27 protein-coding genes, 1 tRNA gene and 3 pseudogenes are annotated in these 25,502 nt (G+C 67.0%); 19 read left to right on the top strand and 12 right to left on the bottom strand.

Annotated features, from left to right (window positions below; genetic code table 11):
* Positions 1-63 precede the first annotated feature (63 nt).
* Positions 64-939: pseudogene (locus HLAC_RS01810) on the top strand (aminotransferase class V-fold PLP-dependent enzyme); the annotation flags it as partial.
* Positions 940-991: 52 nt separating this feature from the next.
* Here the strand turns inward: HLAC_RS01810 and HLAC_RS17645 are convergent.
* Positions 992-2,305, bottom strand: a complete 1,314-nt coding sequence (locus tag HLAC_RS17645) for an RNA-guided endonuclease InsQ/TnpB family protein (protein WP_079892081.1) — start codon at positions 2,303-2,305, stop codon at positions 992-994.
* A gap of 151 nt (positions 2,306-2,456) precedes the next feature.
* Here HLAC_RS17645 and HLAC_RS01795 point away from each other — a divergent pair.
* Positions 2,457-3,026: pseudogene (locus HLAC_RS01795) on the top strand (kynureninase/PvdN C-terminal domain-containing protein); the annotation flags it as partial.
* A 155-nt stretch (positions 3,027-3,181) separates the two neighbouring features.
* Here HLAC_RS01795 and HLAC_RS01790 read toward each other — a convergent pair.
* Both HLAC_RS01790 and HLAC_RS01785 read right to left on the bottom strand, forming a co-directional pair.
* Positions 3,182-4,396 carry a cation:proton antiporter gene (locus HLAC_RS01790; protein ID WP_049933633.1) on the bottom strand — a complete coding sequence of 405 codons (1,215 nt, stop codon included), beginning with the start codon at positions 4,394-4,396 and terminating at the stop codon, positions 3,182-3,184.
* 78 nt (positions 4,397-4,474) lie between these two features.
* Positions 4,475-4,954, bottom strand: coding sequence for a cation:proton antiporter regulatory subunit (locus tag HLAC_RS01785; RefSeq protein ID WP_012659607.1), 480 nt, complete (start codon positions 4,952-4,954; stop codon positions 4,475-4,477).
* Positions 4,955-5,085: 131 nt separating this feature from the next.
* Here HLAC_RS01785 and HLAC_RS01780 point away from each other — a divergent pair, with 131 nt between their 5' ends.
* The 3 genes from HLAC_RS01780 (at position 5,086) to HLAC_RS01770 (ending at position 7,733) form a co-directional block, all read left to right on the top strand.
* Entirely contained in the window at positions 5,086-5,394 is a 309-nt protein-coding gene (locus tag HLAC_RS01780) for a DUF7562 family protein (protein ID WP_012659606.1), read from the top strand.
* A gap of 86 nt (positions 5,395-5,480) precedes the next feature.
* Positions 5,481-6,344 (top strand): hypothetical protein, encoded by an 864-nt coding sequence (locus tag HLAC_RS01775; RefSeq protein WP_012659605.1) that lies wholly within the window; start codon positions 5,481-5,483, stop codon positions 6,342-6,344.
* 87 nt (positions 6,345-6,431) lie between these two features.
* On the top strand, positions 6,432-7,733 hold the full coding sequence (locus HLAC_RS01770) for a ribonuclease catalytic domain-containing protein (RefSeq protein WP_012659604.1): 1,302 nt from the start codon (positions 6,432-6,434) through the stop codon (positions 7,731-7,733).
* A gap of 72 nt (positions 7,734-7,805) precedes the next feature.
* Here the strand turns inward: HLAC_RS01770 and HLAC_RS01765 are convergent, their stop codons facing one another.
* The 4 genes from HLAC_RS01765 to HLAC_RS01755 all read right to left on the bottom strand — a co-directional run bounded on the left by HLAC_RS01765 (position 7,806) and on the right by HLAC_RS01755 (position 10,561).
* Complete coding sequence (locus tag HLAC_RS01765; protein WP_012659603.1) at positions 7,806-9,077, bottom strand: MFS transporter; 1,272 nt, start codon at positions 9,075-9,077, stop codon at positions 7,806-7,808.
* Positions 9,078-9,297: 220 nt separating this feature from the next.
* On the bottom strand, positions 9,298-9,426 hold the full coding sequence (locus HLAC_RS19790; RefSeq protein ID WP_012659602.1) for a hypothetical protein: 129 nt from the start codon (positions 9,424-9,426) through the stop codon (positions 9,298-9,300).
* 308 nt (positions 9,427-9,734) lie between these two features.
* A complete protein-coding gene (locus HLAC_RS19475) occupies positions 9,735-10,028 on the bottom strand; it encodes a hypothetical protein (RefSeq protein WP_012659601.1) in 294 nt (97 codons plus the stop codon).
* A 461-nt stretch (positions 10,029-10,489) separates the two neighbouring features.
* Positions 10,490-10,561 (bottom strand) — tRNA-Ala (locus HLAC_RS01755).
* Positions 10,562-10,850: 289 nt separating this feature from the next.
* On the opposite strand from HLAC_RS01755, the gene HLAC_RS01750 reads away from it, so the two are divergent.
* From HLAC_RS01750 to HLAC_RS01740, 3 genes are all read left to right on the top strand, one after another.
* A complete protein-coding gene (locus HLAC_RS01750; RefSeq protein WP_012659600.1) occupies positions 10,851-11,642 on the top strand; it encodes a DUF120 domain-containing protein in 792 nt (263 codons plus the stop codon).
* A complete protein-coding gene (ribB, locus tag HLAC_RS01745; protein ID WP_012659599.1) occupies positions 11,642-12,352 on the top strand; it encodes a 3,4-dihydroxy-2-butanone-4-phosphate synthase in 711 nt (236 codons plus the stop codon). The genes HLAC_RS01750 and ribB overlap by 1 nt, the downstream gene beginning before the upstream one ends.
* A 184-nt stretch (positions 12,353-12,536) precedes the next feature.
* Positions 12,537-13,466 (top strand): branched-chain amino acid transaminase, encoded by a 930-nt coding sequence (locus HLAC_RS01740; RefSeq protein ID WP_049933131.1) that lies wholly within the window; start codon positions 12,537-12,539, stop codon positions 13,464-13,466.
* A 32-nt stretch (positions 13,467-13,498) separates the two neighbouring features.
* Here HLAC_RS01740 and HLAC_RS01735 read toward each other — a convergent pair whose 3' ends face one another.
* Positions 13,499-14,209 (bottom strand): DUF502 domain-containing protein, encoded by a 711-nt coding sequence (locus HLAC_RS01735; protein WP_012659597.1) that lies wholly within the window; start codon positions 14,207-14,209, stop codon positions 13,499-13,501.
* A gap of 104 nt (positions 14,210-14,313) precedes the next feature.
* Positions 14,314-15,153 carry a proline dehydrogenase family protein gene (locus tag HLAC_RS01730; protein WP_012659596.1) on the bottom strand — a complete coding sequence of 280 codons (840 nt, stop codon included), beginning with the start codon at positions 15,151-15,153 and terminating at the stop codon, positions 14,314-14,316.
* 125 nt (positions 15,154-15,278) lie between these two features.
* Here HLAC_RS01730 and HLAC_RS01725 point away from each other — a divergent pair, with 125 nt between their 5' ends.
* Positions 15,279-15,821, top strand: coding sequence for a CDP-2,3-bis-(O-geranylgeranyl)-sn-glycerol synthase (locus HLAC_RS01725; RefSeq protein ID WP_012659595.1), 543 nt, complete (start codon positions 15,279-15,281; stop codon positions 15,819-15,821).
* A 16-nt stretch (positions 15,822-15,837) separates the two neighbouring features.
* Here the strand turns inward: HLAC_RS01725 and ilvA are convergent, their stop codons facing one another.
* Both ilvA and HLAC_RS19920 read right to left on the bottom strand, forming a co-directional pair.
* Entirely contained in the window at positions 15,838-17,049 is a 1,212-nt protein-coding gene (ilvA, locus tag HLAC_RS01720; RefSeq protein WP_012659594.1) for a threonine ammonia-lyase, read from the bottom strand.
* Positions 17,050-17,320: 271 nt separating this feature from the next.
* Positions 17,321-17,815 (bottom strand): gamma-glutamylcyclotransferase family protein, encoded by a 495-nt coding sequence (locus HLAC_RS19920; protein WP_012659593.1) that lies wholly within the window; start codon positions 17,813-17,815, stop codon positions 17,321-17,323.
* A gap of 144 nt (positions 17,816-17,959) precedes the next feature.
* On the opposite strand from HLAC_RS19920, the pseudogene HLAC_RS17640 reads away from it, so the two are divergent.
* The 6 genes and pseudogenes from HLAC_RS17640 to HLAC_RS01690 form a co-directional block, all read left to right on the top strand.
* A pseudogene (locus tag HLAC_RS17640) lies at positions 17,960-18,231 on the top strand (MATE family efflux transporter); the annotation flags it as partial.
* A 50-nt stretch (positions 18,232-18,281) separates the two neighbouring features.
* Complete coding sequence (locus tag HLAC_RS01710; RefSeq protein ID WP_049933128.1) at positions 18,282-19,790, top strand: stage II sporulation protein M; 1,509 nt, start codon at positions 18,282-18,284, stop codon at positions 19,788-19,790.
* A 119-nt stretch (positions 19,791-19,909) separates the two neighbouring features.
* Entirely contained in the window at positions 19,910-20,464 is a 555-nt protein-coding gene (locus HLAC_RS01705) for an Hsp20/alpha crystallin family protein (RefSeq protein WP_012659590.1), read from the top strand.
* Between the two features lie 124 nt (positions 20,465-20,588).
* Positions 20,589-21,002, top strand: a complete 414-nt coding sequence (locus HLAC_RS01700; protein ID WP_049933631.1) for an Hsp20/alpha crystallin family protein — start codon at positions 20,589-20,591, stop codon at positions 21,000-21,002.
* Positions 21,003-21,086: 84 nt separating this feature from the next.
* Positions 21,087-21,719 carry a protein-L-isoaspartate(D-aspartate) O-methyltransferase gene (locus tag HLAC_RS01695; protein WP_012659588.1) on the top strand — a complete coding sequence of 211 codons (633 nt, stop codon included), beginning with the start codon at positions 21,087-21,089 and terminating at the stop codon, positions 21,717-21,719.
* Between the two features lie 70 nt (positions 21,720-21,789).
* On the top strand, positions 21,790-22,587 hold the full coding sequence (locus tag HLAC_RS01690) for a protein-L-isoaspartate O-methyltransferase family protein (protein ID WP_012659587.1): 798 nt from the start codon (positions 21,790-21,792) through the stop codon (positions 22,585-22,587).
* Here HLAC_RS01690 and HLAC_RS01685 read toward each other — a convergent pair whose 3' ends face one another.
* Entirely contained in the window at positions 22,588-23,064 is a 477-nt protein-coding gene (locus HLAC_RS01685) for a DUF7382 domain-containing protein (RefSeq protein ID WP_012659586.1), read from the bottom strand.
* A gap of 135 nt (positions 23,065-23,199) precedes the next feature.
* On the opposite strand from HLAC_RS01685, the gene HLAC_RS01680 reads away from it, so the two are divergent.
* The 4 genes from HLAC_RS01680 to HLAC_RS01665 are packed head-to-tail and all read left to right on the top strand — an operon-like array spanning position 23,200 to position 25,456.
* The gene (locus HLAC_RS01680) at positions 23,200-24,339 is read left to right on the top strand and encodes an ATP-binding protein (RefSeq protein ID WP_012659585.1); all 1,140 of its coding nucleotides are present in this window, start codon (positions 23,200-23,202) and stop codon (positions 24,337-24,339) included.
* A gap of 19 nt (positions 24,340-24,358) precedes the next feature.
* Positions 24,359-24,706, top strand: a complete 348-nt coding sequence (locus tag HLAC_RS01675; protein ID WP_012659584.1) for a fluoride efflux transporter FluC — start codon at positions 24,359-24,361, stop codon at positions 24,704-24,706.
* Entirely contained in the window at positions 24,703-25,059 is a 357-nt protein-coding gene (locus tag HLAC_RS01670) for a fluoride efflux transporter FluC (protein WP_012659583.1), read from the top strand. The genes HLAC_RS01675 and HLAC_RS01670 overlap by 4 nt, the downstream gene beginning before the upstream one ends.
* A gap of 52 nt (positions 25,060-25,111) precedes the next feature.
* Positions 25,112-25,456, top strand: a complete 345-nt coding sequence (locus HLAC_RS01665) for a hypothetical protein (RefSeq protein ID WP_012659582.1) — start codon at positions 25,112-25,114, stop codon at positions 25,454-25,456.
* Positions 25,457-25,502 lie beyond the last annotated feature (46 nt).

Below are 25,502 nucleotides of genomic sequence, written 5' to 3'. Positions count from 1 at the left end.
GGTCCTTTTTAAGTAACCGACCGCCCCGGAACTGCTTAGTCGCCGGCGAGGCCCCACTCGTGTATGGACGACCCCGATGCGCCGGCGGCGGACGACCCGTACGCCCCGGCACGCGACGCGCTCGCGGGCGAGGGTCTCGGCGGCGACGCCGCCGATTCCGATCCCGCGATCCTCGCCGCTCGCCTCGACGACAACGACCCGCTCTCCGGGTTCGCCGACCGGTATCAGGTGCCCGACGGCGTCTTATATATGGACGGCAACTCGCTCGGCCCCGCGAGCGACGCCGCCCTCGCGAGCCTCGACCGCGTCGTCGACGAGTGGCGCGACCTGCTGATCGCGGGGTGGACCGACGCCGACCCGCCGTGGTTCGAAGTGGGGGAGCGGCTCGGCGACGCGCTCGCGCCGCTCGTCGGCGCCGAGCCGAGCGAAGTCGTCGTCGGCAACTCGATCACGGTGAATATCCACACGCTCGTCGGGACGTTCCTCGACGAGCTACTGGCGGGGAACGGGCCGGTGCGTGAAGGCTTCGAGCGGGCGGACGGGACGTGGGCGCCGGAGGGGGATTCCGAGGCCGATCCCGCCGTCCTCGTCAACGAACTCGATTTCCCCTCCGACCACTACGCGATCCGCGCGCAACTGCGGCAGCGCGGAATCGGCCCCGACGAGAAGCTCCGCGTCGTCGAGAGCCGGGACGGGCGGACGATCGATTCCCGTGACATCGAGGCCGCGCTGGCGGCACACGACGACATCGGGATCGTCTTCATGCCGACCGCGCTGTACCGCTCCGGGCAGCTGTTCGACGTGGCTCGGATCGCCGAGGCCGCCCACGAGGCGGGCGCGTACGCGGGGTTCGACGCGGCGCACTCCGCGGGCGCGGTGCCGCACGCGTTCGGCGACGCCGGCGTCGACTTCGCGGTCTGGTGCACGTTTGACATCCTCCCGCGCCTGAAGACGCGGGAATCCCACGGCACCGCACCGCTGGATTGGGATATTAGGGTTTGCAGTCTACCACCTCTGTCCGAGGTTGGAATCCTCGAGAGAGGTCGTGAAGATAGACTCCGGGCTGTGCCAACCAGCCGGTACTCCTATCTCCACCCAAATCGGGTGCAGACTCGGAGTTACTTTCGTTGCTGTCGAGACGGATGTTCTCCGCCCCGTTCACGTCGGCGTTGAACGCTGCGTCGCACTCATCACAGACGTACAAACCGCGGTGGACGCGCTGTGAGTCGTCTGTTTTCCCGCATGTGCAACATGTCTTGCTCGTATCCCGCTCAGACACTTCCAAGACCTCGATTCCCTCGACTCTCGCCTTGTATTCGAGAATCGAGCTGAAGCGGTCGAACGCCCACCCGTGTAAGTCGAGATTCCCGTGCTTGCCCCAGTTCTTCGAGCTGCCGTTCTCATCTTCACGGACCCCTTCCAAGTCTCCGACGTTGATGCGTCCTACTTCCTTCTCGACACACCGTTCGACGATGTGTTTCGCCAAGGAATGGAAGAAGTGAGTGCGGCGTTCCGCCCACTTGTGATGGAGCCGAGTTGCCCTGTCACCACCGCTGTCGTCGCACTTGGCGATCTCCTTGGGGAAGTAGTAGCCGTCTTGCTTCAGACGGTTGCCGGGGTATAGGTCGGCGTCTTCGGTGCTGTAGGCGACGGCGGCGAAGTTGCTGATCCCGAGGTCGACACCTGCCGTCTCGTTGCCGGGGGCGTTGGGTGTCTCGATCTCGTCTTTGCAGACGAGGTGGAGTTCCCAGCGTTCCTTTGTGCTGTCGTAGACAGCACGAACCTGCTGTAGGTTCTCGACCGTGACGCCGGGGCGTGTCTCGTATTCGACAAGGATGTATTCCCACGCTCTCGGGTGTTCCTTGTGGTTCGCACCTTTTGAGAGGCGAACACGGTTGTTTGTGGTGTCGTGTTTGATGCCGTTCTGCTTCCACGTCACAGTGGAACGCGGGTGTTCTTCGTGGACGCGACGGCCTTGGTCGTCGTAGTAGTTTTCTTTCCGATAGCCGGGTGGATTGTCCCGATCGTCGTCGGAGCCGTACCACGAGTTGAAGGCTTCAGCGAGTTCCTCCAGAACGCGCTGACTGGACTGAGAATGGAGTCCGTTGTATTTTGGATGCGTCTTCAACTCGTCTTTGAGGTCGCCGTGACCGGGAATCTCGCCCGTCTCCTTCCAGACTTTTCGGGAGTGGTGGTTCGCGACGTTCCAGAGTTTGCTGGCGCTCCACCCGTGCCGGTCAAGCGATTCCTCTCCCTGTGAGTGGTTGAGGATTTTTGCCTGATGGGTGCGGTGGACCTCCAGCATTCTGAACGCCTGTATAAGCATTTATACTAGCTTTTCTTGTAAAGTCTGGGGTTGAGAACGGTGGAATATCCGGGCTGCTATTGACGGCGGGTTGTGGAGGCGTTGTCGGATTCATCCTGACCCTGAAGGGTCAGGTATTCTCCTCGGTTTGTATAAATATCTCAACGCCGGACCGGGCTCGATCGGGGCGCTGTTCGTCGCCGAGCGCCACCACGGGCTCACGCCCGCGCTGGCGGGGTGGTGGGGCCACGAGAAGGCGACTCAGTTCGAGATGAACATGGAGTACACCCCCGCCGACTCGGCGGGTGCGTGGCAGATCGGCACCCCGCCATTGCTCGCGGCGGCGCCGCTTGAGGGGTCGGTCGAGACGCTCCGGGAGGCCGGAATCGACCGCCTGCGTGAGAAGTCGCTCGCGCTCACGGACTTCCTGATCGCCTTGGTCGACGACCGGCTCCCCGAGGTCGCGGTCGGGACGCCCCGCGAACATGTGGCCCGTGGCGGCCACGTCGCCCTCGAACACCCCGACGCGGAGCGACTGAGCGAGGCGCTCACCGACCGCGGCGTGGTGGTCGACTTTCGGCCGCCGAACGTAGTCCGAGTGTGTCCGGCCGCGTCGTACACCGCCTTCGCCGACGTGCTGGCCGTCATCGACGAGATCGAGGCGATCCTCGACGCCGGCGCACACAAGGCGTACGCGACGAGCGAGGGCGGCGTGACGTAGCGACGCCGGCATGACATAACGACGCCGGCGTGACGTAGCGATGCCGGCGACTGTTTATAAGGGAGTACCGCGCCGGCAACGGTTTATAAGCGATCGAGGAGCTCGTTGAAACCGGTCGCGACCGATGTGTGGTCGATCACCGAGACACGGGCGGTCTATCCACTGCTCTCTCCGTCACCTGCCGGTTCCGATCGATCCAGCCACGAGGCCACCGCCGACTCGAACGGCTCGGAGTACTGCATCAGCGTCGTGCCGAGGATCGCCATCACGAGCACGTAGCCGACGGCGAAGGCGTTGATCGTCGCCGCGAGCGCCGGGTCGAATGCGCCGGCCTCCCCCGCGGTCACCGCGATCGTCGCGATGATCAGCGAGAACTCCCCGCGGGTGGTCATTCCGAGCGCGACGCGAGTCGACCGGCGGGCGTTCAGATCGAACGCACGCCCGGCGAGAAAGCCGGTAATGAGCTTCGTCGGCGTCGTCACGATCACCGCGAGCGCGATCAGCGCCGCCACCCCGCCGAACAGCAGCGGGTCGGTGACGAGGCCGATCCAGAAGAAGAACACCGCGGCGAACGTGTCTCTGACGGGTTCGAGCAGCGTCTCGATCTCGTGGGTGTGATCTGTCGAGGCGAACGCCATCCCGACGAAGAAGGCGGCAACCGCCTCGCTGACGCCGAGCGCGAGCGCCCCGCCTGCGACGAGCACTACGGTCGCGATCGACCGGAGCGCGATGAACTCCCGGTTGGTGGTGTCGACGAGCCGAGCGAACGCGGGCGTGCCGAACTGGACGAGGCCCAAGAGCCCGAGGATGAACCCGATCGCGATCCCGACGTCGACGGCGGCTGCCCCAACGTCCCCGCCGCCGAGCGCGATCGCGGACGCGACTGCGAGGTACACCGCGATGAACAGGTCCTCGTAGACGAGGGTCCCGAGCATCGGCTCCGCCTCGTCGTTGGCGATCCAGCCGAGGTCGATGAGCGACTTCGTGATCACCGCCGACGAGGAGATGTACACGATACCGGCGATCAGAAACGCCGGCAGGAAGGCGCCGAAGACGAGCCACCCGAGAACGAACCCGGCGCCGAAGTTCGCGAGGTCGATCGTCCCCGCCGTCCCGATCTGGCGTCGCCGCGCGAGCAGCCGATCGAGGTTGAACTCCAGTCCGAGGAAAAAGAGGAGAAAGACGATCCCGAGTTCCGCGCCGATCGCGATGAACTCCGACTCGGGGATGTAGGTAGTGCCGACGACCGGCAGCGCGACCCGGCCGAGCACGAACTCACCGAGGACCATTCCGGCGACGATGTAGAAGGGGATCACCGACTGGCCGAGCCGGTTCGCGAGCGCGCCGACGCCGGCGATCGCAGCGAACATGACCCCCAGTTCGAGGAGGGCCTCAGCCACCGACGCTCACCTCGCCGCCGACCGAGAAAATCACGCTGAATCCGCCGTTCATCCGGTGAGAATTTCCTCGAACGCCTCGCAGTTCTCCGGCGTCCCGACCCCGATCAGCGTGTCACCTTCGCGGAGGGTCGTCTGGGCCCCCGGGCTGTCGATCACCTCGTCGTCGCGCTGGATCGCGACGACTGCGAGCCCCGTTCGGTTCCCGATGTCGGCGCTTTCCAGCGTCTCACCGATGAGCGGGGAGCCGGGGTGAAGCTCGTACCACTCAAGGAGGATTCCGCCCGGCAGCGTCGTCTCCTGGGTGGCCGGCTCGACCGGCTGGAAGTGCGCCCCCTCGATGATCGACCCGATCGTCCGGGCGAGGTCGTCGCTGAACTCGAACACCTTCTCGGAATCGGCGTCCGGATTGGGTCGGCGGAACACCTCACGTTTCCCCGTATTGTGGATGACGACGACCATCTCGCCGTCGTCAAGGTTGATCTCGAACTTCTTCCCGACGCCCGGGAGGTCAGATTCCGTGATCGGCATACCCGGGAGAAACGGGGCCACGGTATTAGTAGTGTAGTTCGGCGGAGACTGATCGGTTCGAAGCCGCTCCCCGTCCGACGAGCGTCTGCCGCGCACCAAACGCTAAGTACGCCGGGTCCGAGTGGATGGATATGTGGCGCTCCCGGAAGAGCCGGGACCGGCGGACGGTGATCTGCATCACGTGTGGTGACTCGGTACTGCGCGAGGACGCACGTGAGTACGACAAGGAGGGTGACCGCTGGAACCGGCGCGACAAGGAGTTCGAGTACCTCTGTACCGACTGCGACAATGAGATCTGTCACCAGCCGCGCGACGGGCTCGAATCGCTAATCACCTCGATCGAGTCGGACGGGCTCTCCCGCGAGGAGTTCCTCGACCGCTACGCCGACGCCGTCGACAACGCCGACGAGTCGCGCGGGCGCTCTGAGCGCGACCGGTAACGCGACCGCACGTCGTCACCGAGCGGTGACCGAGCGCGACCGCAACCGACACGCCTTCCCTCCGCCGTTCGAAACCCGATTGACGCATGTCCCTCCACTCGACGCTCGCTGCCCACCCGACTCCGCTCCGGGTGACGATCGATCCCCTCCCGACCCTGATCGGCGTCGCCGCGCTGCTCGTCAGCCTCGGGTTCCTCGCCCGCGGCGGCCGAGGCTCCCTCGACGCGCTCCGCGTCGCCCGCGCAACCGCAACTGATCCCCGGTCACTGCAAGCCGGCGACCGCCGAGTGCGGGTCACCGGGCGCGCCGAAATCGCGTCGGGCGCACACGGGAGATCTGATGATGACAAAGAAGATGCCGAAACGCTCCCCGCCCCGTTCTCCGACGAGCAGTGCCTCTGTTGTGCGTACGACGTGTCGGAGTATCGCAGCCAAGGGAAAGGTCGCTCGTGGGTCTCGATCGACTCCGGCGAGGCGGGGGTTCCGTTTCGCGTCGTCGTCGACGGCGTCGGCGTTCGCGTCGACCCTGCGGCCGCCGACTTCGCGTTCGGCGTCGATGAGGACATCGAGATCGCGGCCGACGAGACCCCACCCGAGCGCGTCCGCCGGTTCACGGACGCGGTGGAGGCAGTCGACGAGTCGGAGATGGGGTGGACGCTCGGCCCGCTCACCATCGGCGACGACCCCGAGCGCCGGTACCGCCAGCGCGTCCTCCGTCCCGGCGACGGTGTGACGGTCGTCGGCGACGCGACTGCCTTTCCGGACGCGCCGGTCGGCGAGGTGAAAGCGCGGATCGACGGCGGATCTCCGTTCGTCGTCGGCGACGCGAATGCACGCCGGACCGCGCTCCGGCTGGTCGGCCGGTCGGCGGTGCCGGTCGTCCTCGGAGCCGTCTCCCTGACGGTGGCGGCGTTCGCGCTCTCCCCGATCCTCGGCGCGGTCGTCGGGTGACTGGACCGACGCCCCATCGTCCGCTGTCGGACGACACCCTCCCTCCGCCCCGACAGGCCTTTCTAACGGACCCGCGTTGGTCACCGTATGTCAGACGACGAGCCGAAACCGGGGTCCGCGGAGGACCAGGGTCCCGTGACGATCACGCCGGAGCTGGCCGACCGTCTTGCCGAGAAGCGGACGGAGCTGTTCGAGGAGTTCGAGATCCGCGACGAATTTCCGAACGAGGTCCTCCGCGAAGCCGAGACCCGGACCGAGGACGTGTACGAGGAGATCGAAGCCGAGATCGACGAGCGGAAGGATCTCCGTGACCTGACAACGTGGACCACCGACCCGATCGACGCGCAGGATTTCGACGACGCCATCTCCATCGAGCGCGAGGAGGGCGCCTACCGACTGTGGGTCCACATCGCCGACGTGACCCACTACGTCACCCCCGACACCGCGATGTGGGAGGAGGCGGTCAAGCGGGCCAACACGGTCTACCTGCCGGATTACACGATCCACATGCTTCCGCCGGTCCTCGCAGAGACCGTCTGCTCGCTCGTCCCGAACGAGGACCGGCTTGCACACACCGTCGAGATGGAGATCGACGACGAGACGCTCTCGTTCGAGGACATCGACATTTACAAGTCCGTCATCAACTCCGACGAGCGGCTCACCTACAAGGAGTGCGAGGAACGGTTGGAAGACCCCTCTTTGCCCCTCGGCGAGGAGAACGAGCTCGCCTACGAGCTGGCCGATCGGATGCACGAACAGCGCAAGGAGGACGGCTCGCTCGTGTTGAACCCCAGTCGCGACCGCGCACACACCATCATCGAGGAGTCGATGCTGAAAGCGAACAAGGCGGTGACACACACCCTGATGTGGGACCGCGGCGTCGAAGCGATGTACCGCGTCCACCCGCAGCCGACGCCCGACCAGTGGAGCAAGGCGCTCCGCGAGATCCAAGAGCTCGACGGGGTCTCGATCCCCGGCGACGCGTGGGGCGACGACCCTCGCAAGGCCGTCAACGCCGCCTTAGAGACGGCTCCGGACCGCCAGCTCAACAAGATCCAACGCGCCGTGTTGAAGGTGATGCCCCGAGCGAAGTACATGAACGACCCGTTCGGCGGCCACCACGCGCTCAACTTCGACATCTACGGTCACTTTACCTCACCCATCCGGCGGCTCTCGGACACGATCAACCACTGGATCGTCCACGAGAACGACGTGCCGGAGAACATCCTCGAACTGTGCGATCACGCCAGTGACAAACAGAAGGACGGCGAGACCGCGGAGCGACTTTATAAGCAGTTCCTCCAAGAGCAGGGGCTCGACCCCTACGCGGTCAACAACCGCGGGGTCAAAGTCGTTGAGGACCCCGAGGAAGCGAAGCACACGATCTGAGGGGCCCCCGTCGCGACCGCTCGGAAGACTCGACCGAATACGAACCGCTCGGGGTTGTCGGCGTTCCGGCCGTCAGTCCTGCCGCGTCGCGAGCCGAGAGACTCCGGCCGCGGAGAGGGCGCCGAGGGCCGCGATACCCGCGAGGACGAAAAAGAGCTCTCGTGGTCCCGCTCGGGTGAGGACCGTCCCCGCGAGCGCAGCGCCCAGCGAGCCGAAACCGAAGATCCCGAGGTACGTGTAGCCGAACGAGATCCCGCGCGCCTCGCTCGGAGAGTAGGCCGCGACCGTCGCCTGCGAGAGTGGCTGGACCGTGAACAGCACGACGCCGAGCAGCAGTGAGACCGCGATGAACGTCACGATGGTCTCGCTGGCGGGGACGAACAACAGCGCGAGGACCGTCAATATTCCCATCAGAACCATCAGCGCGCGCTCCGGCGGCACGCGATCGGCGATCCGCCCGCCGAGGTACTGCCCGAGTACGCCGACCATGAGAACGGCGACGTACAGATATCGTGCCACGTCGAACTCCTCGGCGTACGGGCTTTCAGGGTCGATGAGTTGGATATCGATCAGCCCGCCGAGTACGTCGCCGAGGAGATCCGGCAGGAACGTGAGAAACGTGCGGTAGTAGAGTCCGCTGAACGTGACGAAGACGAACACGATCAGGAAGCCGCCGGCGAGCAGCACGCGCGTGTCGTCGGCGATCGTCGACAGCGAGGCCGCTCCGTTCGCGCCGCTCCCTCCGTCGCCGTCGATGTCGCCATCGGAAACCGCGTTCTCAGTGTCAGGAAGCGCGTCGTCGATATCGACGGTGAGACCGTAGGCGGCGACCACGGCCGCGGGTACCGTGAGCGCGGCCGTGACGATCCGCCAGTCGAAGGCTAAGAGGAGGAGCGCGGTCGCCAGCGGGCCGAGCGCGATCCCGAGGTTCCCCCCGATCCCGTGGTAGCCGAGCGCAGTCCCGCGCTGATCGACCGACTTCGAGAGCAGCGACAGCCCCGCCGGGTGATAGACGCTCGCAGTGACCCCCCACACGGCGATCGCGAGCGCGAGCGTGAGGAGGTTGGGCGCGAGGCTCACGAGGAGAAACGATCCCGCCATTCCGCCGAGACAGGCGAGAATGAGCGGCTTGGACCCGAATCGGTCGACGAGGATGCCGCCCGGAAGTGCGCCGACGCCGAACAGTCCGTAGCCGACAGTCACGACGAGTCCGAGAACCGCGGCCGTCGTCGAGAACTCCCCGACCCACACGGTCAACAGAATCGGGATCGAGAGCTCGTAGGTGTGGACGAGCCCGTGCGATCCGGCGGTGAACGCCACGATCCGTTGCTCGGCAGAATCCATTGAAAGCGCGTTCTCCGTGGGGCGCCATAGGTCCGGGGGTAGCCGCCGGGGTTGCCGCGAGACGGCGACGCCTCGAAATTCTCTGAGAACATCCCTTCCAGCCGTCGGCGAGCCGTCGATCGATCTCCTCGCCGCCGTGTGTGTCGCTGTCGCGTACCATACGGCCCAGACAACGACTCACAAAAGGGAGTTGTGTTCGCGGCCCCGCCCGACGGATCGGCTACGTCGACAACGTGTACAGCAACAGCCCGACGGAGACGATCGTGACGAGCAGAATCCACCCGATCATGATTATCCCCATCTGGCGGTGCGTGAGGTTCTTGCCCTCAAGGAGATCGGAAATACCCATATGACGCCAAACTGACTCAGAGTATATAAGCGGTCTGGGTCGGGAGACGGCGTCGTTTCTTACGGCTCACTTCCTCGCATTTCCTTCGGCAGACGGCGAGGATCTCGATCGCCAACCGCAACCAATCGGATCGATCGGTGAGCGACGACTCCACGATCGTCGGCTACTACGGGAAGCTCGTCGAGCCGGGATCTGCGCTTGTGTTGCGGTCGAGATCGTCTCGAACCCGGCGGTCGAGAGGATCGATCGCGGCGAAAACGGTCACAAAAAGAGGATCAGAATAGTGTTGTCACTCACGAGGGACCGCGCTACCGGAAGGTCTGACCCCTCCCCCACGCGCCCCGCGCCGGCCGGATCTTCGGTCCCGCATCGTCGCGGTAGTGCGTCACCGCCTCTTTGAGCCGCTCCGGATCGCAACCGGCGTCGGTCCAGTACCGCTTGAGTCTCGTCACCAAGTCCGACCACGACTCGCCCGCGAGGTTCCCCATCCACACCCGGAGTTGCGCCTCGCGCTCGCCGCCGTGGGCCTGGCGGAAGTCCGTCGAGACGTGGGCGCCACAGCTGAGACAGTCGCGGACCGGTATCGAATCGAGCCGGATCATCGAACTACCCCCGTCTCGCCACGGATCAGTCCCGACGGCGTCGGAGTGCAACGGAACTCGCGGTGAGCGCTCTCAGCGGCTCCGCTCGCGAGGATATAACCGGAATCGCGGATTCAGGAGTAGAACGGCTGAGGTCTCCTCGATCCTGAGGAATCGAGAAAAATCCAGATGGACTCGCGGGGTCCCCGCGAGCGAAGCGAGCGGGGGCAAGCGAGGAAACAACTCGAACGAAGTGAGAGGAGTGGACTCGCGGGGTCCCCGCGAGCGAAGCGAGCGGGGGCAAGCGAGGAAACAACTCGAACGAAGTGAGAGGAGTGGACTCGCGGGGTCCCCGCGAGCGAAGCGAGCGGGGGCAAGCGAGGAAACAACTCGAACGAAGTGAGAGGAGTGGACTCGCGGGGTCCCCGCGAGCGAAGCGAGCGGGGGCAAGCGAGGAAACAACTCGAACGAAGTGAGAGGAGTGGACTCGCGGGGATTTGAACCCCGGGCCTCTTCCTTGCGAAGGAAGCGATCTGCCGCTGATCTACGAGCCCTCACCCGAAACCAATCGCCGTTCGTATTTGTACCTTACCTTTCGATGACCCGCACGCGGATGGTTCTCACGCTTCTCCCTCGCTCGTTCCCGCACCCTCTTCCCCGACTCGGCGATGTCACAGCTCGCGACGATGACCGCCGATACCGACGGGGTTAGGTATCAGGGTCCACGAGAATCATCTAACTTCGAGAGCGTCCGATCGACGGCCCACTGCAAATCCGGTTAACGTTTTTGGGATGCATCTCACATCCGTTACTCTTTTGCGTGCGGGATTCCCATTTCCGGACATGGCAGAAGCGACGTCGACGGCGGACCCCGACCCGGCCGCGATCGCGGCCCTGAAACACGTCGGGCTCGCCGGCGGCCTGACCGAGACGAAGGTGTCGTGTGCGGCCCTCGGCGACCGACTCGATGCCTCGACGCAAACCGCCTCCCGGCGACTTCAGACGCTCGAATCCGTGGGGTACATCGAGCGTGACGTGGTCGGCGACGGCCAGTGGGTACGCGTCACCGACGCGGGCGAGGCGGCCCTCCGCGCCGAGTACGCAGACTACCGCCGGCTGTTCGAGACCGACGTAGAACTCGTGCTTCGCGGCGCGGTCACCGGCGGGATGGGCGAGGGGCGCCACTACATCACCCTGCCCGGCTACGCCGAGCAGTTCCGAGCACGGCTGGGCTACGAGCCGTTCCCGGGCACGCTCAACGTCGATCTCTCGGAGGAGAGCGTCCGCCGGCGCGGCGAGATGGCCGGCATCGATGCGGTGCCGATCGACGCGTGGGAAGGCGAGGACCGCACCTACGGCGCGGCCTCGTGTTACGGCGTCACGCTCGTCACGGGCGACGAGCGCTACGAGGAGGTCCACGCGATCGTCCCCGACCGCACCCACCACGACGACGACCAGCTCGAACTGATCGCCCCCGAGCGGCTCCGCGACGCGCTCGGCCTCGGCGACGGCGACGCGGTCGAGGTCCGCGTAGCCGCCACAAGTCGGGCGGACACCCCCGAAAGCGATTACGTGGAGGAGAGCGACGACGAAAACGAGACCCCCGCGGACCCCGTCGAGACGGAGGTCGCCTGATGCGCGCCGACGCCGACACTGATGTCGACGCCGTCCCGGGCTCTGACGCCGACTCCGTCAACCGCGCCCTCGACGCGTTCCGCGCGGGCGATCCGGTCTGTGTCCACGACTTCGCGGACCGCGAGGGCGAGACGGACATCATCTACCCGGCTGGCGCCGTCGACGAGGCGGCGGTCGCGCACATGCGAAACGACGCGGGTGGGCTGATCTGCGTCGCAGTCGCAGATTCCGTTGCAGACGCGTTCGGGCTCCCGTTCCTCGCGGACGCGCTCGACCATCCCGCGGTCAACGACGACCCCGAGTACGACGATCGCTCTTCCTTCTCGCTGCCCGTGAACCACCGCGAGACGTTCACCGGGATCACCGATGAGGACCGCGCCCGAACCATCGTCGAGCTGGCGGTGTCCGCCGCCGCCGTCGACGCCGACCCCGCGGGGTACGACCCCGATGACTTTGCTGCGGAGTTCCGTGCGCCCGGCCACGTCCACGTGCTGCGGGGCGCTCACGACGGCCTGCGCGGGCGAACCGGTCACACCGAGCTCGGCCTTGCGATGGCTGAGGCGGTCGACGCCGCCCCCGCCGCCGTGGTCTGCGAGATGCTCGACGACGAGACGGGCGCCGCGCTGACGCCCGCGGACGCCGAGGCGTACGCTCGCCGGCGACAGATTCCCTACGTCGAGGGTGCGGCTCTCGTCGAGGCCTTTAAATAATCAACCGCGGTGTTGTCGGCGTCGTCGGTGGCTCTGCCGCCGACAACTGGGGCTTCGGAAACAGTCACCGCGTTGGTAACACCGAGGTAGAAACGCGGCCCCGCACACGGGTTCGGTGCCGACCGTCCCGGCAGCCCCCGCCCGGTTGTTACAGTTTTAAGCCCGCCGGCCGCAACCCGCAAGTATGGGATTTGACGAGATGGACGTCGACACGATCTGGAAGAACGGCGAGTACCTCGACTGGGAGGACGCGACCACGCACGTGCTGACCCACGCGCTCCACTACGGGAGCGGCGTGTTCGAGGGCGTCCGCTGTTACGACACCGAGCAGGGGCCAGCGATCTTCCGCTGGGAGGAACACCTCGACCGGCTGTTCGACTCCGCGAAGATGTACGACATGGAGATCGAATACTCCCGCGAGGAGATCACCGAGGCCACCCTCGAACTCCTCGACCGGCAGGACCTCGACTCCGCGTATATCCGGCCGCTCGCCTACTTCGGCTACGACTCGCTCGGCGTCTCGCCGAAGGACTGCCCGACCGACCTCGTGCTCGCGGCGTGGCCGTGGGGCGCGTACCTCGGTGAGGAGGCGTTAGAGGAGGGCGTCGACGTGATGGTCTCCTCGTGGCGGAAACACGCCTCCTCGCAGGTGCCGACGAACGTGAAGACCACCGGCCTCTACGTCAACTCCATGCTCGCGGGCGAGGAGGCCCGCCGCAACGGCTACGTCGAGGCCATCGTCCTGAACAAGGAGGGCAACGTCGCCGAGGGGCCGGGCGAGAACATCTTCATGGTTAACGACGGCGAGATCTACACCACCGGTCCCGCACAGTCGATCCTCGAAGGGATCACCCGCGACACCGTCATCGAACTGGCGAAGGAGCGCGGCTACACCGTCCACGACGAGGCGGTCATCTCCCGCGGACAGCTGTACACCGCCGACGAGCTGTTCTTCACCGGCTCCGCCGTCGAGGTGACTCCGATCCGCTCCGTCGATGACACCGAGATCGGCTCGGGCACTTGCGGCCCGGTCACCGAGGAACTCCAAAGCGCCTTCTTCGACCTCGTGGAGCGGCGAACCGACGCCCACGACGACTGGTTCACGTACCTGTAGGTCGCTCTTTCGCCGTTTTTTACCGCCGCCGATTAGTCGCCTTCACCGCCTCCGTCCGTGGACGGACGGTCGGACTCACCCGGGGTTCCGTCGGTGCGGACGCCGCCGACGCCCCCAGGCTGCCCGGTGGTCCCCTCGGGCGGTCGCTCCTCCTCGACGGGGACCTGATGCGCGGACTCGGCGAACCCGGCCGAGAGGACGCGCGTCATCCCCTCCTCAACGGTCTCCCCGGTCTCCTCGATGCGCTCCGGCTCGACCTCGATGACGAACCCGGTGGTGATGTTCGGCGCGGTCGGCATGAACAGGACGATTTTCCCGTCGCGGGTCTTCTTCCCGGTCCGGAACGCGGTCATGCGGATCCCCGGCCACGTCTCGATGTAGACGGGGCTCTGTAGCTCGTCAGTTCCGGAGACGGCCGTCTCGATCGCGAGCTTCGAGGCATTGTACACCACACGCAGCGCCGGAATCCGATTTATCGCGCCGTCGACGGCTGACTCTGCCAGCCGGCCGAACGTCGTTCGCATGAAGTACCCGACCGCGAGGACGACCGTCGCGAACACCGCCATCGCGATGATTACCCGCGAGATCGGCTCCAGCGGCGCCGGAATGATCGCCGGTTGGAGCCCCTCGATCAGCGGGATCGATGCGATGTACTGGTAGATCCACTGGAGGACGAGAAGCAGCACCAACAGGGGAGCCAGCACGATGAGGCCGCTGGCGAAATCGCGTTTCCACGTGGACATCTATCGAGTAAGCATGTGACGGCGACCCTTAAGAGGGCTTCTACGCGACGGCTTTGCGTTCTCGGCCGTCCGCGTCCTCGCCGTAGCGTGGGTGGCGAAGCCGCTCATCGCCCGAGCACCGCGCGGACGGCGAACCCCAGGTTCTGCCTGCGCTCGCGCACCCGTCGGTAGAAGTAAGAGAGCCACTTGGTCCCGTAGGGAGCGTACTGGGCCACGTCCACCCCCTGCGCGGCGAGGTCGCGCTGGGCGTCCTCCCGAACGCCCATCAGCATCTGGACCTCGTAGTCGGCCCCATGCTCCCGAGCGAGCCGGTCGGCGAGCGAGATCATCGCGGGATCGTGGGAGCCGACGGCGATCCCGCGGTCGCGGCGCTCGAAGAGGAAGCGGAGGTCCTCGCGGTACGCCTCGTCGACCCGCGACTGTTCCTTATGAGCGATGGCCTCCGGCTCGTCGTACGCGCCCTTCACGAGCCTGATCTTGCCGGGCACGTCGCTGAGGCGGTCGAGGTCCTCGCGGGTGCGCTTGAGGTTCGACTGGATGCATTGGCCGACGCTCCACGGGTACTCCTCGGCGATCGACTCGAAGGCGTCGAGCGTCGCGTCGGTGGTGTCCGCGTCCTCCATGTCACACCAGACGAACGCGTCGAGTTCGTGTGCGCGGGCGACGATTTCGCGATAGTGCCCCTCGAAGCACTCGTCGGACACGTCGAGACCGATCTGGGAGGGTTTTACCGAGATGCTGGCGTCGAGCCCGCTGTCGGCGATGTCCGTCAAGAGCGCGAGGTACGCGTCGGTGTCGGCGCGCGCGTCGGCGGGATCGTCGTAGTGCTCGCCGAGCAGGTTCAGGATGACGGCGACGCCGTCCTCGTTGCGCGCTCGGGCGTGTTCGATGGCTTCCGGGGCGCTCTCGCCCGCGACGAACCGTCGCGCGATGGGAGGAATCATACGTTCCACTCGCGGCGGTAGCGACTTCATTGTTGTCGACCCGGACGGTTTCGGGACCGGCCGGTGACCACGTGACGCCAGCGCGATCCGGGATTTATATACCCCCGTCGGGCGCAGGGGCGGGTATGATCGGTTCGCTCGTCGCGACCGCGTTCTGGGCGATGTTGCCCGCCTACGTACCGAACAACGCCGCGGTGCTCGCGGGCGGCGGCCGCCCCATCGACGGCGGCCGCGACTGGCGCGGCGCCCGCCTGCTCGGCGACGGGAAGACGTGGCGCGGCACCGCGGTCGGCACCCTGACCGGGGTCGTCCTCGCGCTCGCGCTCAACCGTATCGCGGAGCCCGCGAGCGCCGCGCTCGGGGTCGACCTTCCGACGTTCGCGCTCCCGGCCGCGTTCGCGCTCGCGTTCGGCGCGATGTGCGGCGACATCGGTGCCTCGTTCCTCAAGCGTCGGTCGGGCCGGGAGCGCGGGGCAGCGTTCCCGGGACTCGACCAGCTCGACTTCGTCGTCGTCGCGCTCGCCGCCGTCTTCGTCGTCGATACCGACTGGGCGCTCGCGGTGTTCACGCCCTCCGTCCTCGTAGTCGTCCTCGTGATGACGCCGATCCTCCACGTCGTCACGAACGTCGGCGCCTACGCGCTCGGGCTGAAGAACGAGCCGTGGTGAGCGCGGTCGCTATCGCTCACGAGAGCACTTCGACCACGTAGCCGTCGGCTTCGAGGGCGTCGACGATGTCGGCGGCGTGTTCGGCGTCGTCGGTCTCCAGTTCGAGCTCCAGTTCGGCGGCGTTGACGGCCACATCCCGCGAGGTGCGGTCGTGGTGAACGGCGTACACGTTCGCGCCGGTGCGAGCGACGATACTGGAGACGCGCTCTAACTCTCCCGGCCGGTCTTTCAGGTCGATCGTGATCTTGAGGTATCGGCCCATTTGGACCAGTCCCCGTCGGATCACGGTGCCGAGGCGGTTGAGGTCGATGTTGCCGCCACAGAGCGCGGCGACGATCGTCTCGTCGTTCTCGTACTCGAACGCCTCCGAGAGGACGGCCGCGAGCGCGACCGCGCCGGCCCCCTCGACGAGCGTCTTCGAGCGCTCTAAGAGGAGCGTGAGCGCCAAGGCGATCTCGCGGTCGTCGACCGTGACGACCTCGTCGACGTACTCCGACATCACTTCCAGCGTCTGCTCGCCGATCGACCGGGTGGCGATCCCGTCGGCGATGGTGTCGACGCTGTCGATCTCGTAGACCTCGCCTCGTTTCAGCGACTCGCCCGCGGAGGCGGCCCCTTCGGCCTGCACGCCGACGACACGCACGTCGGGGAGCTGCTCTTTGATCGCGACCGCGACGCCCGAGATGAGCCCGCCGCCGCCGATCGGGACGACGACCGTGTCGAGGTCGGGGCAGTCGTCGACGATCTCTAAGCCGATCGTCCCCTGTCCGGCCATCACCACGGGGTCGTCGAACGCGTGGACGTAGGTCCGGCTCTCCTTCCGTTCAAGCTCGTGGGCGTACGCCTGCGCCTCGTCGTAGTCGACGCCCTCCAGCCGGACGCTGGCGCCGTACCCGCGGGTGGCCTTCACCTTCGAGACAGGCGCAAATCGCGGCATCACGACGGTGGCGTCGACGCCTGCACGGTCGGCCGCGAGCGCGACGCCCTGCGCGTGATTGCCCGCGCTCGCGGTGACCACGCCGGCCTCGCGCTCGCTCTCGGAGAGCGTGGCGATCCGGTTCATCGCCCCGCGGATCTTGAACGCTCCAGTTCGTTGGAAGTTCTCCAGTTTGAGGTGGACGTCCGCGCCGCTCATCTCTGAGAAGGTTCGGGATCGCTCTAAGGGGGTGTGCCGAGCGACGTCGCCGACGCGCTCGCGCGCTTCGCGAACGTCGGAGAGGCTGATCATACGCAGATATCGCCGCGCCGACCGCTAATCGGTTCCGGTCCGTTCCGTTTCGCTGTCGAATCGGATGAGCCGAGATTTGACCGCGACTGGATCGAACATTGGATCGAAACCAGATCGAGACCGAGCCACGGCTCGCTGACTGTGAAAGGGGGAATGCACGCGTGTGACGTGCAAGTAAAGAGAGACTACCCGAATACAAAAAGGTGGGGCTAGCGGAGTGAAAGTAAAACCGCACGACTGCACCGCCGTCATCGCTCCGTCAGACGGGATCTCAGATGGTTAACCGCACCCGAACCGCTTCCTGTTCGAGGTACTGGTCGACCCGCTCAGCGAACCCGGGATCGCCGTCGTCTCTCTCGTCACTATCGCCGTCGTTCCTGTCGCCGTCGTTCCTGTCGCCGTCGTTCCTGTCGCCGTCGTTCCCCTCGCCGCCGATACCCTCTTCCGACCACACCGCGTCCGCGCCGAGTCGGTCGGGATCCCCGACGTACACCGCCGCCTCGTCCGGGTGGCCGCCGGGCGCGTCGAGCGGGATTGTCACTTGTCGGTACAATCCCGTCTCGACACGCTCGTACTCGTCGAGGGCGTCCAGCTCCTCGGTCCGGAGGAGCCGCCCGCCCGTCTCACCGCCCGGCGCGAGCGTCGGGTACCGTCCCTCGACGAGATGGAGCCCGAACAACGTTGCCGGCCCAACGTACACGTACGAGTCGAGCACCTCGGCGACCCGTTCCGGTTCGGTCAACGTTCCGTACACGAACACGTCCATTCTCGTGTGGGTGTGTAACGTTCACACGTTTTAATGTTCGGGCGGCGGGCGATTGGGGATTCGTCTCGGTGAACGGGTCGAATCCGTCGGATCTCTCCGGCTCCGAGAGGGTCAAAGCCCGTCCGTCTCTCCGCGGTGACACATGGACCTCTCGCGGCGGCGACGCGTCTGGACGCGGGTGTTCTCGCTCGCGTGGCCGGGATGTTCGGCCTCTTCTGGGAGCGTCGTGGCTGCTCGGGCGGACGGCCGGATTTGGCCCGGTGGGGACGTACGTCGGCGTGTCCCTCGCGTACGCGTGGATGGCACTTGTCGTCACCGTGGGATTCCGGTACTCGGGGTGGGCCGACCGCGCCGCAGAGATGATGGCCGAGCGGGGGGCCGGTGACGAATGCGATGCTTCGACACCAGACGAGTGAACGCCCGGATCGCTCGAGTTTTTAAGTATGGGACGGCCGAACCGGTTCGCATGGACCTGTCATCCGCCGTCTCCGCCGCCGCGTCGACCCTCCGACGGCGCCCCGCCGACCTGCTTCCGTTTTACCTCCTCGGCACGGCGGTCCCCGTCATCGCCCGGATGGGCCTCTTCGTCGCGCTCGCCGGGACGTACCTCCACTACGAGCTGACCGGTCAGCTCGACGACGCGCGTCGAGCGCTTACCGAACTGGACCTGACGCCGCCTGACACGCAGGACCCCGAGGCGGTTCAGGCGTGGGTCGAGACCGTCGCCCCGGCGCTTGAACCCCTCGCGTCGCCGACCGCGGTCCTGCTTCTGACCGTCGTCACGGCCGCGACGCTCCTCTTGGCGCTCCTGACGTACGCCGCGGTCTCCGCCGGACAGATGTCGGCGGTCGCCGGCCGGGTCCGCGGCCGCCGCGGGCTCACCGCCGGAATCGCCGGCGTACGGGGACGTTGGCTCACGTTCCTCGGCCTCTACGTCACCGAGGTTCTGCTGTGGGTCGGAGTGTCACTGCTCGGCGGGCTCGCGATCGGCGGCGCATTCCTCGTCAACCCCTTCCTCGGGGCCGCGGTCGCGCTCGTCGCGTTGCTCGTCGGGCTAACTGTCCTGCTCCTCGTCCGCGCGGTGTTCGCGTTCGCGCCGGCCGCAGTCGTCGTCGACGAGACGGGTGTGGTCGGCGCCGTCGAGGGCGCTGGCGGGTTCATCCGGTCGAACCCTGTCGACGCCCTCGCGTACGTCGTCGTCGCCGTCGGCGTGCTCGTGGCGATCTCCTCGGCTGCGTCCGCGCTCGCGTTTCTCGGGGGCGGGGCCGTCGTCGCGCTCGCCAGCGCGGTCGTCGCCGCTCCCGCGCTCGACCTGCTCAAGACCGTCCTGTACGGCGACCACCGCGACGCGGTCGCCCCCGTCGAGCCGGTCGACGCCCGCCTCCGCGATCAGTTCGTCGGAGGCATCCGCCGCGGCTGGCGGGAGATGACCGGATTCGTTCGACGAACTCCCGGTTTGCACGCGATCGCGATCCTCGTCGGTGTCGGGTTCGGCGTGATCGGGTGGCTCGCGGTCGACCCCCTCGTTGGCGCGGTCACCACGTCTATCGAGTCGCGGCTTATCGGTCACCTCCCACCGACGGCCGCGCTCAACTTCTTCGGAAACAACTGGTCGGTCGCGATCGCGACCTCGTTCGGCGGCGTCGCGTTCGTGATTCCCGCGCTCTCGTCGATCGCGTTCAACGGGCTTGCGCTCGGCGCCACCGCGGCGCTAGAGGAGAACCTCGTCGCGCTGCTCGCGTTCGTCGCCCCCCACGGAATCCTCGAAATTCCCGCGCTTTTCATCTCCGGAGCGCTGGGTATCCACCTCGGGATCGTCTCGTGGCGGGCGTTCCGCGGTCGTCTGTCCCGCGAGGCGTTCGCCGACGCGCTTGAGAACGCGTTCTGGGTACTGATGGGCGTCGGCGTGCTGATCGCGGTCGCCGCGTGCATCGAAGGGTTCGTCAGCCCGTACTACTGGCAGCCGTTCCTCTAGGCCCGCGGTCCCTCGCGGTCCGTCTCCGTCCATCTCCCGCCCGTTCAGCAACTCCCGCCCGTCCGTTCAGCAACTCCCGCCCGTACGTTCAAGTCGCTCCGCCTCGAATCCTGACCAGCATGACACGCCGCGATCGATTTACCGAGATAGAAGACCTGATCGAACGGATGGGACGGGAGTTCGAGGAGCTCGGCGGCACGCTCGACGCGCCGGGGCCCGGGGTCCCCGGCTTCCCGGACACCCGCGAGATCGCCGTCGATGTCATCGAGGACGACGAGACGATCACTGTGCTCGCCGACCTCCCTGGCTTCGACGCCGACGGAATCGAGGTGGAACTCCACGACGAGACTCTCTCGATCACGGCCACCCACGACGAGACGCGGGACACGGAGGTGACCGTCGACGAGGACGACGCCACTGCGGACGACGCAGTTGAGGGCGACGCGGCCGAGGGTGCCGACACGGGCGGCGACGACAGCTCCGAGGCCGGGGGCGGCGACGACGTTCGCTACCACCGTCGCGAGCGCCGTCGCCGCGCGGTGTCGCGTCGGATTCCGATCCCCGAGCCCGTCGACCGCGACGGCGCGACCGCCTCGTACGACGACGGTGTACTCACCGTCACCCTTCCCAAGCGGTCGTCGGACGATGCCGGCCACAACATCGACGTGTCGTGACGTAGCCGGTCGAGAAGCGAGTGTCACCGCCGTGATCGGTCTGAACCCTCGAATACCCTGCCATAAGCTATCTACTATCCTGTCGTCTTTAATACCACAGAGTACGTCTCTAATGGTGATCATCATGAACAGAAACAGCCCCTTCGACGAGATCGAGCAGTTCCTCGGCCGCGCCCCCTTCGGCGGCGACCGCACGTGGGGGCGTGACCTCCGGGCCACCGACATCGATGTGGCCGAGTACGACGACGAGTTCGTGGTCATGGCCGACCTCCCGGGATACGACCGCGAAGACATCGACGTGCGGGCGACGGAGGGGCGGCTTACGATTACCGCCGAGCACGATGCGGCGAGCGAGGACGCGGACCGACGGTATCTCCGGCGCGAGCGGCGCCACGAGTCGGTCACTCGGTCCGTCGACCTTCCGGGACCCGTCGTCGACGAGGACGCGAGCGCGACGTACCGCCACGGCGTCCTCACGATCACGCTCCCGAAGGCTGCCGACGAGACGGACGACGGCCACCGGATCGACGTGGCGTAAGAGCGTTATTCGGTTTTTGCGCGCTCCCTGTTTTTTTCGCCCCCTGCCGACAGCTTCTCCACACACCGCATGATATGATCACGCATGGACGACGCCGACCACGCCGCGGCCCGCCGCGAGCTTGTCGACGGACTCCGCCGCCGGAGCGATATCGACGAGCGAACGCTCGCGGCGATCGAGTCGGTCCCGCGACACGCGTTCGTCCCGGAGCGCCACCGGTCGCGTGCCTACGCGGATCGGCCGCTCCCGATCGGCCACGATCAGACGGTCAGCGCGCCACACATGGTCGCGCTCATGACCGATCTGCTCGACATCGAACCCGGCGACAGGGTGTTCGAGGTCGGCACAGGGTGCGGCTACCACGCCGCGGTCGTGGCCGAGATCGTCGGCCCGGGAAACGTCTACAGCGTTGAGTACGTTCCAGAACTAGCCGAGTCGGCCCGCAAGCGGCTCCGGCAGCTCGGATACGACGTGACCGTCTGGGCCGGCGACGGGCAGATTGCCTTCCGAGACGAGGCGCCCTTCGACGTTGCATACTTGACCTGCGCACCGGCAGACGGCGTCCCCGACTCGATCGTCGACCGCGTACAGACTGGCGGCCGGGTTGTCGCGCCAGTCGGCCGTGTCGGCGCACAGCGGCTCGTCCGACTGACGGTCAAAGAGGAGGGCGTCGAGCGCGAGGACCACGGCGGGGTCCGGTTCGTTCCGATGCGGTGACAACAGATGCGTCGACGAGTGATGCGGCGACGAGCGAGCGGTTTTAGAGGGATGAGCACCGAGTCCGACTATGGACGAGGCGTCGCTTCGGGCCGACATGATCGAGGGGCTCGAACACCAGATCGGCGAGACGCTGGATGAGCCCGTACTGACGGCGCTTCAGCGCGTCTCCCGGGACCCGTTCGTCGACGACGGGGCGACTGCGGCCGGGGGCGAGACCGGCCGAGGTGGCGGGAGCGGTGGGAACGGAGACCGGTCGCTCACGCTGGCGACGGTGGTCCGACTGATATCCGCACTCGACGCCGACGCGGGCGACGAGGTGCTCGTCGTGGGCGCGGGCGTCGGCTACTCGGTCGCGCTGCTCGCCGAGATAGCGGGTGCAAGACACATTCACGCGATCGATATCGACCGAGAGGCGGTGGCGATCGCCCGATCGAACCTCTCGACAGCCGGATACGACGCCGTCCTCGTCGACCGACGTGACGGAGTGAACGGGCTTCCCGAGTACGCCCCGTACGACCGAATCCTTCTCGAAGCGAGCGTCGTCAAGCCGCCGCGGGCACTCCGCGAGCAGCTGGCCGAGGGGGGTCGGATCGTCTACCCCCGCGGGACGGCAGTCCAGACGATCGCCGCGATCGAACCCGACTCAGGGGGAGACTCGGCGGACGACGGTGACGACGCTCCGACCGGGTTCCGGACGACCGAGACGGCCGGTCCGACGCGGCTCCAGCCAATGCTCGTCGACGGCGAGCAGCGCGGCGTCGAGCGGAACCGCACGCGCCGCGAAGACGCCGAGCGCGCCGAGCAAGGGCACTTCGCACGTCACGGCTGGGAGCAAGACTGGATCGACTGGGACGACCGGATTTGATCACTCCGCGACCACCAGCACCTCCGTGTTCCTTCGCTCGTCGACGTAGTCGCCCTCCGCCGGCGGTTTTACCTCCACAGTGAGGGTTCCGTCCGGCTGGTTCGGTCCGAGCTCCGGGTCGACATCGACAGTCGCGGTTCCGTCGGATCCAGTTGTTCCGGTGGCGACACCGTCGATCTGTGCCGACCCGCTCCGGACGATCACCGTCGCGTCCGCGACGCGAGAGCCGTCCGGATCGAGGACGGCGACGTCGAGCGACTGCTCGCCCGGGGTCGTCACCTCCGGCTGCGGCTGCGCGTCGAGCTCTGTCGCGGCCAGCCCATCGATGTCGCCGATCATCCCCATCATTACGCTGAGGCTCGCGACGCCGACGACGAGCGCGATAACCAGCCTGACCGGTAGGCCCTCGATGGCCCGACGGTCCGAGCAAAAAGATCGGTCGTTCGCGGTGCGTTCGTCCCGCTTCGAGTGAGGCATACCGTCGGTGGCCGCGGTATCACTGATAAAAGATTGGACGGGTCGAACGAGCGATCGAGTGCGCCCTCGCCCGAACGGGCCGTCGCGTTCACGCTCGTCCCGACCTTTTTGTATGATACCGGGGCCACCGCGGCTATGTATGTGCTCGGACGCGACACCGGCTCGGATGATGGGACCGGGTCAGCCGGCACGAACGGCGAGATCGGCGACGAACGGCTCCCAACCGTCCAGCTCGGGTCGTTCCTCGCACGCGACGGCAGCGCCGGGGCCGCGGTCGGGATTGACGCCGACAGCCCGCACGCCGGCGTCGTCTTCGGTAAGCGGGGCACCGGCAAGTCGTACACACTCGGCGTCCTTGCGGAGGGGCTCGCGGCGGCCAGCGGCGTCGCGCCGGTTGTGGTCGATCCAATGGGCGTCTTCGACGGGCTTCGGGCGACTGGCGGACAGGTCGTCGAACCACGGGTCCGCCCAGCGGCGATTCCCCCAGAGGCGTGGCCGGACCTGCTCGGGCTCGACCCGGCGAGCGGGCCGGGAAGTCTGGTGTGGCGCGTCGTCGCTGACGCCCTCAAATCCCCTGAGGCGGGGGGTTCGGGTGAATCGGACGAATCGCCGTCGCTCGCGACGCTCCGCGATCGAGTCGACGCCGCAGACGCGCCCGCTGCAGATCGCCGCGCGGCCGCAAACCACCTGCGGCTCGCGGAGTCGTGGGGCGTGTTCGACGCGGACGCACCGCCGACCGTCCGGCTCGTCGGTGGCGGGGAGCCGACCGTACTCGATCTCGCCGGCGTTCCGGAGGCAGCCGCGGCTGCAGTCGTCAGGGCGGTCGCTCGCGGGCTCTACGACGCCCGGATCGACGGCGACCTCGATCGGCTCCCGTGGCTCCTCGTCGACGAGGCGCACGCTTTCTTCGGCGGCGTCGCTGATCCCGCGCTCCGAACGCTCCTGACCCGTGGTCGCGCACCCGGCGTCTCGCTGGTCTGTGCGACGCAGCGACCCGGTGCGCTGCCGAGCGTCGCCGTCTCGCAGTCGGACCTGCTCGTCGCCCACCGGCTCACCGCCGAGCGCGACCTCGACCGGCTCGCCGAGGCGGAGGCGACCTACCTCGCCGGCGACCTCGCTTCCCGGCTCCCGACTGAAACCGGCGAGGCGCTCGTCGTCGACGACGCGACGGAGACGGCTCACACAGTTCGGATCCGAGAGCGACGGACTCCACACGGTGGCGGAAGTCCCAGCGCAAGCGGGACCGCCGCCGCGAAGTCCGAAGACCCAAGATAACCGCCTGCGACGCTCCGACATGGAACGGACACCGCTCGGGTTCTTCCTCGTCGCGCTCGGGGGATTCGTCGGCGCCGTCGCCAGACACGGGATCGACATCGCCGTCGGTGACGCAACTGGGGCCGCAACGCTCCTCGTGAACGTCCTCGGCTCCTTCGCGCTGGGAGTGTTAGTCACACGCGCCGCGCGCCACCGAACGCGGCTGTTCGTCGGCACCGGCATGCTTTCCTCGTTCACCACGTACAGCACCTTCGTTGGCAACGCCGTGACGCTCGGGACGACTGCTGGCGCCGCCTACGTCGCCGTGAGCTACGCCGCCGGCTTTGCGGCCGCCGCGGCCGGCCTGTTCGTCGGAGGGCGAGTGTGACCGATCCCCTGCTCGCGCTCGTCCTCGTGGGTCTCGGCGGGGCGGGCGGCGCAGTGGCGCGACACGTGGTTGGCCTCCGTATCGAGGGGCGCGGGTCGGTCTTGGCCGTCAACACGCTCGGGAGCCTCACGCTCGGCGCCCTCCTCGCCGCGCCGATCGGCTCGGAAGCGACGTTCCTGGCTGTCGTCGGATTCTGTGGCGCCTTCACGACGTTCTCCTCGTTCGCCGTCGAGACGGTCTCGACCGCAGCCGACGGAGAGGGTCGAACCGCGGCCGGGTTCGCGGCCGCAAACCTGGCGGCCGGGGTGCTGGCGTTCCTCGTCGGCGCGGCGGTCGGCGGGGTTTTCGGCTGATCGGGGCTCGGGGAACGACAGGTACAGGCGCATCCGGATCGTACCAAAGCGCGTGACTGACGACGCCGAGGACCGGGTCGATGTCGGAGATCAGATCGACGCCGACGGATCCGCAGTCGACGCCTCACCCGGCGATACTCCGCCCGACGGTCCAAACAACCCCGACGTACCGGTCGATTTCGGCGACCTCTCGCTTCCGCAACGCGCGTTCGTCGCGGCCGTCCAGAACCCGACACGCGGGGTCGTGATCGTCGGCCTGCTCGCGTTCGCGTTCTCGTTTTATGTCGCCTTCTGGCTGGTCTTTCCGCAGGTTGCGGCGTTCATGTCTGTGATCGGCGCTGTGCTGCTCGGGATCGTCGCGCTCGTCTACCTCGTCTCGGACCGTCTGTCTCGGTAGTCTGCCTGTCGCTTCTCCCAACCGCCGGCTCTCCCGTCTGGGTCCT

It is taken from the genome of Halorubrum lacusprofundi ATCC 49239 (assembly GCF_000022205.1).
Lineage (GTDB): Archaea > Halobacteriota > Halobacteria > Halobacteriales > Haloferacaceae > Halorubrum > Halorubrum lacusprofundi.
This window is presented reverse-complemented; position numbering and strand designations above follow the sequence as displayed.